Origin of the sequence: Streptomyces sp. NPDC053079 (assembly GCF_044546695.1) — a bacterium.
Taxonomy (GTDB): domain Bacteria; phylum Actinomycetota; class Actinomycetes; order Streptomycetales; family Streptomycetaceae; genus Streptomyces.
Window position 1 is genome coordinate 189,312 of sequence record NZ_JBITZJ010000007.1, and the last position, 11,877, is coordinate 201,188.

Sequence of the window (11,877 nt, forward strand, 5' to 3'; positions counted from 1 at the left end):
TTGAGATTGAGCGGAAGATGTGACTCCGCCGAGTATGACCCGAGACAAGGAGTTTGTACGAACAATGATCGAGTCCGCCGGAACACCCGCCCCCGTCGACCGTAGCAAAGCCGCCTTGCGGCGGTCCCTCCTGGCGGTGAGGTCGGGGTTGACCAAGGATGACATCCAGGCGGCGGAGGCCGCGCTGGGGCGGCGGGCGCTGGAGCTGCCGGAGCTCGCGGGGGCGGGGACGGTGGCCGCGTACGTCTCGGTCGGCGGCGAGCCGGGCACGCGCGCGCTGCTGGACGCGCTGCGCGCGCGGGGCGTGCGGGTCCTGCTGCCGGTCCTGCTCCCCGACAACGACCTCGACTGGGGGCTCTACCGCGGCGCGGACCACCTCGTGCGCGCCGCCAAGGGGCTGCTGGAGCCCGACGGCGAGCGGCTGGGCCCCGACGCCGTGACGCGGGCGGACGCCGTCCTGCTGCCGGGGCTGGCCGTGGACGGGCGCGGGCTGCGGCTGGGGCGCGGCGGCGGCTCGTACGACCGGGTGCTGGCCCGACTGGACCGGGCGGGGGCCGACCCCGCGCGCGTGGTGCTCCTCTACGACGACGAGGTGGTCGCGCGGGTCCCGGAGGAACCGCACGACCACCCCGTGCACGCGGTGGTCACCCCTGGCGGGGTGCGCCGCTTCCGGCCGTGAGACGGCCGGCTACGGCTTGAGCGTCAGCGTCGCGTCCGCCGCCTTCTTGACCGCGTCCGCGCTGTAGGCCCAGGGGAGCAGCTCGCCCTTGGCCCACTTGTCGGTCTGGTCGTAGTAGTGGGCGTTGTAGGCGTGGCCCGAGGCGCCGGTGAGGTTGATCCAGCGGGACTTGTCGAGGTCGCCGAGGTTGACGACCATCCGCATGGACGGCACCCAGATCACGTCGTAGCCGCCCGCGGCGTTCCAGCCGGCGGCGTTGACTGCCGCCTCGCCGCCGGCGAGGTTCCAGGGCCCGCGGTTGAGCATCCACTTGACGATGGACGGGCCCTCCTTGCCGAGGGTCTGGTTCTTCAGCGTCAGCTGGTGCAGACGGCCCCAGCTCCACTGCGTGACGTCCTTGCCGAGCTTGGAGGTCAGCTCCCAGCGGGCGTCCTTCATCGCGCGGGCCAGCAGCTCGTCGCGGTTACGGGTGCGCTCGTCGGGGTTCGCGCGGGTGCCGTTGGTCCTCCACCACGCGTTGTCGGGCTTGTCGAGGATGTTGCGGACGACCTCGAACCAGCGGTCGCCGCCGTCGGGCTGGGCGTTGTCGGGCTCGCGCTCGCCGCACTCCACGACCAGGCGGGTGCTGCCGTCCAGGTCCTCCTGGGGGCGGGGGCCCTCGGCCGGGCGCACCCGCAGGCACTGGTCCTTGGCCCGCAGCTCCTTGGGGAGCTTGTTGCCGAAGGCCAGCTTGAGGGTGTTGCGCCAGACCGCGTTGAAGTACGCGGCGGCCGCCGAGTCGGCCTCCTGGTTGTAGTCCCAGTCCTTCAGCAGCTTCTGCGCCTCGCGGACGTACTTCGTCTCGCGCTCGTTGGCGCCCTTGAGGTCGATCTTGAGCAGGTAGGGCGTGAGCAGCTTGGCGATCTCGCTGCTGTTGTCCAGCTGCATCTTCTGCATGTCGTCGGTCGAGATCTTCCCGCCGTCCTTGATCTTCGACTCGATGAGGTCGTTGATCCGCTGGCTGCGGGCGCCGTAGCCCCAGTCCTGCGTCAGGAGGTAGGGGTACTTCTTGTCGGCGACGGCCTGGTTGGCGGTGACGATGTAGCCGCGCTTGGGGTTGTAGTCGTACGGCAGCGCGGACTGCGGCACCCAGCCGGTCCACTGGTAGGCCGGGTCCCAGCCGGGGGCCGGGTAGCGGCCGTCGACGACGGGGGCCTCGGTCTTGCCGTCCGCCTTGGCCGCCTCGTCCCGGGCGTCGATCTTGCCGTCGCCGTTGAGGTCGGCCTTCGGGGTGTTGCCGGTGCCGGTCTGGCCGGTGTTCGCGCCGGTCTGGCCGGCCGGCTCCTCGCCCTTGCCGGCCTTGCCGCGGACCGGGATGCGGCCGGGGGCCTGGTAGCCGATGTTGCCCTTGGTGTCGGCGTAGATCAGGTTCTGCGAGGGGACCTCGAAGTCGGCCGCGGCCTTGCGGAAGGAGGTGAAGTCGTTCGCCTGGTTCAGCGCGAAGAGGCCGTCCATGGTCTTGCCGGCGTCCAGCGCCGTCCAGCGCAGCGCGACCGCGTAGCCCTCGCCGCGGTCGGGCGCCGGGTCCTTCACGGGCGCCTTCTCGCCGACCTTGACGAGCTCGTCGTTGCGGTCGGAGACGATCGGGCCGTTGTTGGTCTCGCGGACGGTGATCTCACGGCTCTTCTCGCCCGCGACCTTGATGGTCTCCTTGCGGGTGGTGAAGGCCTGCTGCTTGCCGTCGTAGAGGTAGGAGTCGGCGGTGACCTTCTCCAGGTACAGGTCGGAGACGTCGGCGCCCAGGTTGGTCATGCCCCAGGCGATGTCCTGGTTGTGGCCGATGACCACGCCCGGCATGCCGGAGAAGGTGTAGCCGGCCACGTCGTACGGGCACTGCGCGCTGGTCTTGTTGCAGTGCAGGCCCATCTGGTACCAGAGCGAGGGCATCTGCGGCGCGAGGTGCGGGTCGTTGGCCAGCAGCGGCTTGCCGGTGGTCGTGTACTGACCGGAGACGACCCAGGAGTTGGATCCGATGCCGTTGCCGCTGGGGCCGAGCAGTGCCGGGACCTTCTCCAGGGTGCTCGACAGCGAGGCCAGGCTGGAGCGCAGGCCCCCGGCGGCGCCCGCGCCGCCCGTCGCCGCGCCCGCGGCGGTGCCCGGCTGGGCGGCGCCCGCGGCGGCGCCCTTGGGGTCGTAGGTCTTGCCGGTGGGGTCGACGGAGCCGCCCTCGACGATCGGCTTGTTCCGGTCGTACGGGTACGCCGGGTACAGCTCCTCGATCTGCTGCGGGCTCAGGCGGGAGGCGGAGAGCGAACGGTCGATCTCGTCCTGCAGATTGCCGCGCAGGTCCCAGGCCATGGCCTTGAGCCAGGCGACGGAGTCGACCGGGCTCCAGGGCTCGGGCGCGTAGTCGTTCTCGAACTCCAGGGCCGCGTACTCGACGGACAGCTTCTTGCCCTTGCGGTCCTTCAGGTAGGCGTTGACTCCGTCGGAGTAGGCCTGCAGGTACTTCTTGGTGGCCGGCGACAGCTTGGAGTCGTACTCCTGCTGTGCGACCTTGCGCCAGCCCATGGTCCGCAGGAACGCGTCGGTCTCCACCTGGCCGGAACCGAACATCTCGGAGAGCCGTCCGGACGTCAGGTGCCTGCGGACGTCCATCTCCCAGAACCGGTCCTGCGCCTGCACGAAGCCCTGGGCGCGGAAGAGGTCCTCGGCACTGTCCGCGTACACCTGCGGAATGCCGTTCTTGTCGCGCGCGACCTTCACCTCTCCGGAGAGACCCTTGAGCTGCAGAGTGCCTTCCGTCTCCGGGAAGGAGGCGCGAACGGTGCTGACGCTCCAGTACGAGCCGTAGGCGACGCCCGCCACGAGCAGCAGCACGAGGGTGATCACGAGCAGGCGGGCGCGTCGCCCCTTCTTCTTCTTGGCGGGGCCGGTCTTGTTGGCGGGCATCGCTGTCCTTAGAGGGGCAGTGTGGTCCTGGAATGCTGGAAGCAACCATAGGCGCAGGGCGGACAGCGCCCGGACTCGGTGCCGATCAGAGCCACCGGCGCGACGATGCGGCGTCAAGAACCCGTAAAATATTAGATGAGGAAATTAACTTCCCGTCAGCTGAACGCTTGTTCGAATCGCCGAACCACCGTCAAAGATCAGGAGGAACGTTTCGGTCATACCGTGAAGACACCGACGCACGACGCCCGTGGAAGACCTCGTGAAGGGACCGGCCCCTGACTGTCCACCACCTCAACGAACTCCTGCTGATCTGCTCGCTCGTTCTGCTCGTCGCGGTGGCGGCGGTACGGGTCTCCTCGCGCAGCGGGCTCCCCAGCCTGCTCATCTATCTGGGCATCGGCGTCGCCATCGGCCAGGACGGCATCGGCGTCTCCTTCAATGACGTCGGTCTCACCCAGGTCATCGGTTACGCCGCACTGGTCGTCATCCTCGCCGAGGGCGGTCTCGGCACGAAGTGGCACGAGATCAAGCCGGCCCTGCCGGCCGCCGCCGTGCTCTCCACCTTCGGTGTCGCCGTCAGCGTGGGCGTCACCGCGGCCGCCGCGCACTATCTGGCCGGCGTCGAGTGGCGCCACGCCCTGATCATCGGCGCCGTGGTGTCCTCCACGGACGCGGCCGCCGTCTTCTCCGTGCTGCGCAACGTTCCGCTGCCCAGCCGGCTCACCGGTGTCCTGGAGGCCGAGTCCGGCTTCAACGACGCCCCCGTCGTCATCCTCGTCGTCGCCTTCTCGGCCGCGGGCCCCGTCGACGACTGGTACACGCTCCTGGGCAGGATCGCGCTGGAGCTGGCCATCGGTGCGGCCGCCGGCCTCGCGATCGGCTGGCTGGGCGCCTACGGGCTGCGGCACGTGGCCCTGCCCGCCTCCGGCCTCTACCCGATCGCCGTGATGGCCATCGCCGTCACCGCCTACGCGGCCGGCGCGCTGGCCCACGGCTCCGGCTTCCTGGCCGTCTACCTCGCCTCGCTGATCCTCGGCAACGCCAAGCTGCCGCACTGGCCGGCCACCCGCGGCTTCGCGGAGGGGCTGGGCTGGATCGCGCAGATCGGCATGTTCGTCCTGCTCGGCCTGCTGGTCACCCCGCACGAGCTGGGCGACGACATCATGCCGGCGCTGGTGGTGGGGCTGGTGCTCACCATGGTCGCCCGGCCGGTGTCGGTGTTCCTGAGCCTGGCGCCCTTCCGGACGTCCTGGCAGGAGAAGACGCTGCTGTCCTGGGCCGGGCTGCGCGGCGCGGTGCCCATCGTGCTCGCCACCATCCCCATGGTGGCCGGTGTCTCCGACAGCCGCCGGATCTTCAACGTCGTCTTCATCCTGGTGATCGTCTACACCCTGGTGCAGGGCCCGACCCTGCCGTGGCTGGCCCGGCACCTGCGGCTGGGCGACAACGAACCGGAGGACCTGGGCATCGAGTCGGCCCCCCTGGAGCGGCTGCGCGGGCACCTGCTGTCCGTCGCGATCCCCGAGGGCTCGAAGATGCACGGCGTGGAGGTCTCGGAGCTGCGGCTGCCCGCGGGGGCCGGCGTCACCCTGGTCGTCCGGGACGGCTCCAGCTTCGTGCCGGGGCCCACGACCGTCCTGCGCCACGGCGACGAGCTGCTGGTGGTCGCCACCGATCCGGTGCGCGACGCCGCCGAGCGGCGGCTGCGCGCGGTGGGCGAGGGCGGCAAGCTCGCGGGCTGGCTGGGCACGGCCACCCTGGCGGCCGAAGGTCCCGCGGATGCTTCCGCAAAGCGGAAGGCAAAGAGGGGTCTGGTAAAGAGGAAGTAGGTTAAGTAAGCTATTCGCTCATGTAGCGAGGATTTCCGCTACGTAGCGTTCGTTTACGAACTCTTCCGAACAAACCGAACCAACTCTGCCTGATGCAGGGCTGGCGCGACCGCACGGCGGCCGCGGTCGCGCGACACAAGGCGGCCGGATAGGCATCTACCACGGTCCTGCGCGAGAGGACAGCTCTCGGCGCGCACCGTGCGGCGACCCCGTTCGGGGCGTGCTACCAGGCGGCGGAAAGGCCCGGCCGTGGCATCCACGGTCAACGACACCGCCGGGGCACGCCCCGGGTACGGCAGCCTGCTGCGCACGCGCGGCGCGCTGTCGTTCCTGCTCCCCGGCTTCCTGGCCCGGCAGCCCTTCGCGATGCTGACCATCGGCATCCTGCTGCTGGTCAACCACACCACCGGCTCGTACGGCACCGCCGGCACCGTCTCCGCGACGGCGGGCGTGGCCATGGCCCTGTTCGCCCCGCAGAGCGGCAAGCTCGCGGACCGCTTCGGACAGGCCGCGGTGCTGATCCCCGGCGTCATCGTGCACGCCGCCGCGATCTCGCTGCTGACGGTGCTCGCACTGTCGGACGCGCCCCTGTGGGCGCTGCTCGCGGCGGCCGTGCCGGCCGGTGCGTCGACCCCGCAGATCGGGCCGATGGTGCGGGCGCGGTGGGCGGCGAAGCTGGACGGCTCGCCGCTCATGTCGACGGCGGCGGCCTTCGAGTCGGTCACCGACGAGTTCACCTTCGTGATCGGCCCGGTGCTGGCCACGGCGCTGTGCACGGGCGTCCACCCGGCCGCCGGTCTGGTCGCGGAGGCCGTGCTGACCCTGGCCGGCGGTCTGCTGTTCGCCGCGCAGCGGCGCACGCAGCCGCAGCCGAGCGGCGCGGCGGCCGACGCCGCCGAGGCCGGCAAGCGCGTCTCCGCGCTGTCCGTGCCGGGCGTGCGGGTGCTGGCGATCGTCATGCTGGGCATCGGCACCGTCTTCGGCGGCATGCAGGTGTCGATGACCGCCTTCACCAAGGAAATGGGCGACCCGGGCCTGAACGGTCTGATGTACGGCGCCTTCGCGGCCGGAAACATGATCGCGGGCATCGCCTGCGGCGTCATCGCCTGGAAGACGAGCCCGCAGCGCCGTCTGCTGCTGGCCTACCCGCTGCTGGTGCTGGCCACGACCCCGCTGTGGGCCGCGCACCACATGGTCCTGCTGGGCGCCCTCGGCATGCTGGTGGGTCTGTGCATCGCCCCCTCGCTGATCACCGGCTACACGCTGGTGGAGAAGCTGGTCCCGGCGGGCGCCCGCACCGAGGCGTTCACCTGGCTCACCGGCGCGGTCGGCCTGGGCCAGGCGGCCGGCGCCACCGTGGGCGGCCGGCTGATCGACGCCCACAGCGCGAGCACCGGTTTCCTGGTGCCGCTGGGCGGTACGGCCCTGGCCCTGGTGGTCCTGCTGGCGCTGCGCAAGGCGCTCACCCCGAAGGGCGAGTCGGTCGTCGCGGCACGTGGGGTCGGTCACCGTGAGCCGGTTTCAGTGGACTGACGGACCGGAATACTGCACTATTGAGCGTCGTTAGCACTCAACGAGTGAGAGTGCCAGGAGGAGCAAGTGCCGACTTACCAGTACCAGTGCACCGAGTGCGGCGAGGGCCTCGAGGCGGTGCAGAAGTTCACTGATGACGCCCTGACCGTATGCCCGCAGTGCGACGGACGCCTCAAGAAGGTGTTCTCTGCGGTCGGCATCGTCTTCAAGGGCTCCGGCTTCTACCGGAACGACAGCCGCGGCTCGTCGTCCAGCAGCAGCCCGGCGGCGAAGTCGACGACTTCCACGTCGTCCACCGCGAGCAGCTCGAGCAGCTCCTCCACGTCCACGAGCTCCACGAGCACGTCGTCGTCGAGCACGAGCAGCAGCTCGGCCGCCTGACGCACCGCGTACGCACCGAAGCCCGCCGCCTCCCCGTGAGGCGGCGGGCTTCGTCGTTTTGTGCCCTCCGCACGGCGCGGAGCGGCGGTTAGGGTGACCGCATGGCCGACACGATCAGCGCAGCAACGCCCGCGGAAACGGCGGGAACGGCGGAGATAGGCGTCATCGGCGGGTCGGGGTTCTACTCCTTCCTCGACGATGTGACCGAGATCTCCGTGAAGACTCCCTACGGTGCGCCGAGCGACTCGCTCTTCCTCGGCGAACTGGCCGGCCGCAAGGTCGCCTTCCTGCCGCGCCACGGCCGCGACCACCGGCTGCCGCCGCACCGCATCAACTACCGGGCCAACCTCTGGGCGCTGCGCTCGGTCGGCGTGCGGCAGGTGCTGGGCCCGTGCGCGGTGGGCGGCCTGCGGGAGGAGTACGGGCCGGGGACGCTGCTCGTACCGGACCAGCTGGTGGACCGTACGAAGTCCCGCACGCAGACCTTCTTCGACGGTGAGCCCCTGGCGGACGGCACCGTGCCGAAGGTCGTGCACATGACCTTCGCCGACCCCTACTGCCCCGCCGGGCGCGCGGTGGCGGTGGCGGCGGCGCGCGGGCGCGGCTGGGAGCCGGTGGACGGCGGCACGATGGTCGTCATCGAGGGGCCCCGCTTCTCGACCCGGGCCGAGTCGCGGTGGCACGCGGCGCAGGGCTGGTCGGTGGTCGGCATGACCGGGCACCCCGAGGCCGTGCTGGCCCGTGAGCTGGGCCTCTGCTACACCTCGATGTCGCTGGTCACGGACCTCGACGCGGGCGCCGAGACGGGCGAGGGCGTCTCGCACGAGGACGTGCTGAGGGTCTTCGGGGAGAACGTGGACCGGCTGCGCGAGGTGCTCTTCGACGCCGTGGGCGCACTGCCGAAGACGGCGGACCGGTCCTGTCTGTGCACGCGTGCCCACGACGGCTGGGACCTGGGGATCACGCTGCCGTAGCGGGCGCGTCACCCGGGCGGGCGGCGGGGTTTTCCACAAGCCGTGGGTCGTCCACAGGGCTCAGCGGGTCGGGGCGGAAGCGGGGATCGTGAGGGGCGTCCGGTTCGGGGTTCCTCACGACAGGCGGTGGTTCCGGTGCCCTTTTCTTCCATGTCCCCCTCCCCTTCGGCAGCTCGCCCGCCCTCCTGGGCTCCCCCTGGGCGCCGAGTGCCGATGTTCGCGCCGGTGCGGGTGGGGCGGCGCGGGCACTACGGTCGAAGGCGGCGGGAGATCGTCGCGGCCGGGGTGATCGCGGTCGCCGGCGTGGTGGCGCTGTGCTCGTCCGTGCCGGCCCACTGGCGCGTGGGCTGATCGTGTTGCGCGAGTGGACAGAGCGGCTGTTTTCTCTCGTATCTTATGGAATCGACCATTCCGTCACAGGTGCGCACAGAGAGAGGCTGTTCGGTGAGCGAGAAGAAGACAGGGGTCCTTGGAGGCTTCAAGGCATTCCTGATGCGGGGCAACGTGGTAGACCTCGCGGTCGCCGTCGTCATCGGGGCGGCGTTCACCAACATCGTGAACTCTGTGGTCAAGGGTGTCATCAACCCCGTGGTCGGCGCCTTCGGCACGAAGGACCTCGACCACTACGCGGCCTGCCTCAAGGGCCCGTGCGCCCGCGCCGCGACGGGCGAGGTCACCAAGGGCGTCTACATCCAGTGGGGCGCGGTGCTCAGCGCCACGCTGACCTTCGTGATCACGGCGGCGGTCGTGTACTTCCTGATGCTGCTGCCCATGAAGCGCTGGCAGGACCGCCAGGCCGCCAAGGCCCCGGCGGAGAGCAAGCCCGCCGAGCCGACCGAGATCGAGCTGCTGGCCCAGATCCGGGACACCCTGATCGAGCAGCGCCGCGGCCCCGGCTCGGACTCCGTGCCGGCGCCGCGCTAGCGCGCCTCAGAGGTGGTGGGGCGGCTTCTCGTCCAGGAACCGGGCCAGGTCGGCGGCGCTGCTCTCGCCGTCGCTCCGGCCCGGGCGGTCGCCCCAGCCGCGGTCCGTGTCGTCAGAGGACTGCTGCGACAGCGGATCGTCGAAGATCAGTGCGGCGGCCGGGGTGGGCCGGGGCGCGCGGGGTTCGGGGGCGGTGGTCATGCCTCCAGGGTACGGGCGCCCCGGGCCCCTCGGCCCTCACCTCAGTCCCCGTAGAGCTCCCGGTACGAGGGGAAGACGCCACCGGGGCCGTCGACGCCCTCCGCGGCCAGCAGCGCCTTGACCACCGCGCGGGTCAGCACGTCCGCGCCGGCGGCCAGGATCTCGTTGACGGCCCCCGCCGCGAAGTCGGCGCTGCCGGGGAGGTGGTCCTCCTCGGGCAGCGGGTGCTCGCCCGTGGCCAGCGCGAAGACGGTGTCGCCGTCGGTCAGCAGGTGGACGGGCCGCACGGCGCGGGCCAGGCCGTCGTGGGCGGTGCCGGCGAGCTTCTGCGCCTGGGCGCGGGTGAGGGCGGCGTCGGTGGCGACGACGGCGATGGTGGTGTTCAGCGGGGGCCGCACGGATCCGGCCCAGCGCTCGGCCGACTCCCGGCGGGCGGCGTCCAGGGCCTGCCGGGCGGCGTGGTGGCGCTCCGGCTCCGGGTAGGCGACCCGGCCGCCCTCGTACAGGCGCCCGTAGAGCACGCCCGTCGCCGGGTCGGCCACGGCGCCGGCCGCGTTGACGGCGGCGAGGGCGGCGACGGTCACGCCCGAGGGCAGGACGGCGCTGGCGGTGCCGATGCCTCCCTTGAGGCCGCCGGCCACCGCTCCCGTGCCGGCGCCGACGTTGCCCTGGTCCACGGGGGCGCCGGAGGGGGTACGGGCCGCTGCCTCGGCCGCCTCCCGGCCGAGCGCGGCGTCCGGGCGGGCCCGCCAGTCGCCGCCGCGGCCCAGGTCGAACAGCGCGGCGGCCGGCACGACGGGCACCACCTGGGCGGGGTCCGGTCCCACCCGGAAGCCGCGGCCCGCGTCCTCCAGCCAGGCCATCACCCCGGACGCGGCGTCCAGCCCGTAGGCGCTGCCGCCGGTGAGCACGATCGCCTCGACGCGCTGCACGAGATTGCGCGGGTCCAGGGCGTCCGTCTCCCGCGTCCCGGGGCCGCCGCCCCGTACGTCCACGGCCGCGACCGCCCCGCCCGGCTCGGTGAGCACCACGGTGGTCCCGGTCAGCGCCCCTCCCCCGGTCCGCTGCGCGTGCCCCACCCGCAGTCCGGCCACGTCCGTCAGCGCATCCATCGGCTTACGAGCATCAGTCATCCGTCATGCGTATCACGCACCGCCGCCCGCCTGTTGAGACCTTTCGGACGGCTCGCTGCCGCCCGTGTCGTCCTGGTCGTCCGTGCCGCTCTCCGGGCGCCTCGCCGCGAGCGTGACTCCCAGGGCCACGGTCAGCGCTCCGACCAGCCCGGCCAGCAGCACCGCAGCGGCACCGCCCGCGCAGGTGCAGGCCAGGACGGCCAGGGCCGCGAGCGGAAGGACCAACTGCTGGGCGGGGCCGCGCTTGTGGTGGCGGGAGTGGATGAGCCATACGGAGAACATGAACAGCGCGGCGGGGACGGTGACGCAGGCCGCCGCGGCGACGTCGGAGATGTGGGCCTTGCCGATGACCTGCTCGACCGCCACCTCGATGCCCGCGCCGATGGCGGCCGCCGAGCCGAAGACCGGATAGTGGCCGTAACCCCACAGGAACGCCTGACGGTTGGAGGCGAGGTGGAGATGGATGGGCACGGCGAAGTAGATCCAGTAGGCGGCGAAGATGAGCAGCAGCCCGCCCGCGGCGATCGGCAGCAGGGCGTCCAGCGCCTCCTGCTCGTCGACCGCCGACTGCACGGCCACCGTGGCGGCCGCGACCGTCTCACCGAGCACGATGATGGTGAACAGGCCGTAGCGCTCGGCGATGTGGTGCGGGTGCCAGGCGGTGGGCCGGCCCCGCTCGGCGAGCGCGGGCACGGCCATCTCCACGAGCGCCATCACGAGGAAGACCCACGGCTTGGCGTGATCGGGCAGCAGGAGCACGCCCAGCCAGCCGACCTGGCAGAGGGAGACGCCGATGGCGTACCGCAGCGCGGTTCCGCGTTCCGCGCCGGTGGAGGCGCGTGCGGCGCGCAGCCACTGGGAGACCAGCGCCAGCCGCATCACCAGATAGCCGAACCAGACCAGGGAGAAGTCGCTGTCGTTGAACGCCCGGGGGATACCCGCCGCCAGGATCAGCACCCCGGCGATCTGCACCAGCGTCACCACGCGGTACAGCGCGTCGTCGGTGTCGTAGGCGGAGGAGAACCACGTGAAGTTGACCCAGGCCCACCAGATGGCGAAGAACATCATCAGATAGCCGGGGATGCCGTGGCCCGGGTGTCCCTCGGCCAGCGAGTGCACCAGCTGCCGGCCCGCCTGCGCCACCGCGACCACGAAACACAGGTCGAAGAAGAGCTCCAGCGGTGTCGCGGTGCGGTGCTCCTCGTCGCGGCCGCGCTCGGTCATCCGGCGCAGCAGGCCGGAGGGCGGCCGGGCGGGCGGCGAGTCCTCGCTCATAGGGCGATTGTCACCGC

The 11,877-nt window shown here is 71.6% G+C and carries 11 protein-coding genes; 7 read left to right on the top strand and 4 right to left on the bottom strand.

All coding sequences use genetic code 11. The features are described 5' to 3' along the window. The first annotated feature begins 64 nt into the window (after positions 1–64). Positions 65–679, top strand: a complete 615-nt coding sequence (locus ACIGXW_RS26115) for a 5-formyltetrahydrofolate cyclo-ligase (protein ID WP_071965252.1) — start codon at positions 65–67, stop codon at positions 677–679. A gap of 9 nt (positions 680–688) precedes the next feature. On the opposite strand, the gene ACIGXW_RS26120 is transcribed toward ACIGXW_RS26115, so the two are convergent. Continuing rightward, entirely contained in the window at positions 689–3,610 is a 2,922-nt protein-coding gene (locus ACIGXW_RS26120; RefSeq protein WP_399575240.1) for a penicillin acylase family protein, read from the bottom strand. A 275-nt stretch (positions 3,611–3,885) separates the two neighbouring features. Between ACIGXW_RS26120 and ACIGXW_RS26125 the strand changes: the two genes are divergently transcribed. The 6 genes from ACIGXW_RS26125 to mscL all read left to right on the top strand — a co-directional run bounded on the left by ACIGXW_RS26125 (position 3,886) and on the right by mscL (position 9,251). Continuing rightward, positions 3,886–5,439: a potassium/proton antiporter gene (locus ACIGXW_RS26125; protein WP_399575427.1), complete on the top strand. Its 1,554-nt coding sequence runs from the start codon at positions 3,886–3,888 to the stop codon at positions 5,437–5,439. A 249-nt stretch (positions 5,440–5,688) separates the two neighbouring features. Then, positions 5,689–6,972 (top strand): MFS transporter, encoded by a 1,284-nt coding sequence (locus ACIGXW_RS26130; RefSeq protein WP_071961678.1) that lies wholly within the window; start codon positions 5,689–5,691, stop codon positions 6,970–6,972. A gap of 66 nt (positions 6,973–7,038) precedes the next feature. Continuing rightward, entirely contained in the window at positions 7,039–7,353 is a 315-nt protein-coding gene (locus ACIGXW_RS26135) for an FmdB family zinc ribbon protein (RefSeq protein ID WP_399575241.1), read from the top strand. A 101-nt stretch (positions 7,354–7,454) separates the two neighbouring features. Further along, on the top strand, positions 7,455–8,327 hold the full coding sequence (locus ACIGXW_RS26140) for an S-methyl-5'-thioadenosine phosphorylase (RefSeq protein ID WP_399575242.1): 873 nt from the start codon (positions 7,455–7,457) through the stop codon (positions 8,325–8,327). A 213-nt stretch (positions 8,328–8,540) separates the two neighbouring features. Beyond that, positions 8,541–8,678, top strand: a complete 138-nt coding sequence (locus tag ACIGXW_RS26145; protein WP_177337429.1) for a hypothetical protein — start codon at positions 8,541–8,543, stop codon at positions 8,676–8,678. A gap of 93 nt (positions 8,679–8,771) precedes the next feature. Next, the gene (gene mscL / locus ACIGXW_RS26150) at positions 8,772–9,251 is read left to right on the top strand and encodes a large conductance mechanosensitive channel protein MscL (RefSeq protein WP_071961681.1); all 480 of its coding nucleotides are present in this window, start codon (positions 8,772–8,774) and stop codon (positions 9,249–9,251) included. Positions 9,252–9,257: 6 nt separating this feature from the next. On the opposite strand, the gene ACIGXW_RS26155 is transcribed toward mscL, so the two are convergent. Genes ACIGXW_RS26155 through ACIGXW_RS26165 form a run of 3 tightly spaced genes read right to left on the bottom strand, consistent with a single transcriptional unit; the run spans position 9,258 to position 11,860 of the window. Then, positions 9,258–9,452: a hypothetical protein gene (locus ACIGXW_RS26155; RefSeq protein WP_399575243.1), complete on the bottom strand. Its 195-nt coding sequence runs from the start codon at positions 9,450–9,452 to the stop codon at positions 9,258–9,260. A 41-nt stretch (positions 9,453–9,493) separates the two neighbouring features. Beyond that, positions 9,494–10,585, bottom strand: coding sequence for a P1 family peptidase (locus ACIGXW_RS26160; RefSeq protein ID WP_399575244.1), 1,092 nt, complete (start codon positions 10,583–10,585; stop codon positions 9,494–9,496). Positions 10,586–10,597: 12 nt separating this feature from the next. Continuing rightward, a complete protein-coding gene (locus tag ACIGXW_RS26165; RefSeq protein WP_399575245.1) occupies positions 10,598–11,860 on the bottom strand; it encodes a low temperature requirement protein A in 1,263 nt (420 codons plus the stop codon). Positions 11,861–11,877: the final 17 nt, after the last annotated feature.

What these genes read in the sequence shown, in the direction of transcription:
- ACIGXW_RS26115 (WP_071965252.1), top strand. Translation starts at nt 65, where the DNA reads ATGATCGAGTCCGCCGGAACACCCGCCCCCGTCGACCGTAGCAAAGCC.
- ACIGXW_RS26145 (WP_177337429.1), top strand. Translation starts at nt 8,541, where the DNA reads ATGTTCGCGCCGGTGCGGGTGGGGCGGCGCGGGCACTACGGTCGAAGG.
- ACIGXW_RS26165 (WP_399575245.1), bottom strand. Translation starts at nt 11,860, where the DNA reads ATGAGCGAGGACTCGCCGCCCGCCCGGCCGCCCTCCGGCCTGCTGCGC.
- ACIGXW_RS26140 (WP_399575242.1), top strand. Translation starts at nt 7,455, where the DNA reads ATGGCCGACACGATCAGCGCAGCAACGCCCGCGGAAACGGCGGGAACG.
- ACIGXW_RS26160 (WP_399575244.1), bottom strand. Translation starts at nt 10,585, where the DNA reads ATGACTGATGCTCGTAAGCCGATGGATGCGCTGACGGACGTGGCCGGA.
- ACIGXW_RS26120 (WP_399575240.1), bottom strand. Translation starts at nt 3,610, where the DNA reads ATGCCCGCCAACAAGACCGGCCCCGCCAAGAAGAAGAAGGGGCGACGC.
- ACIGXW_RS26155 (WP_399575243.1), bottom strand. Translation starts at nt 9,452, where the DNA reads ATGACCACCGCCCCCGAACCCCGCGCGCCCCGGCCCACCCCGGCCGCC.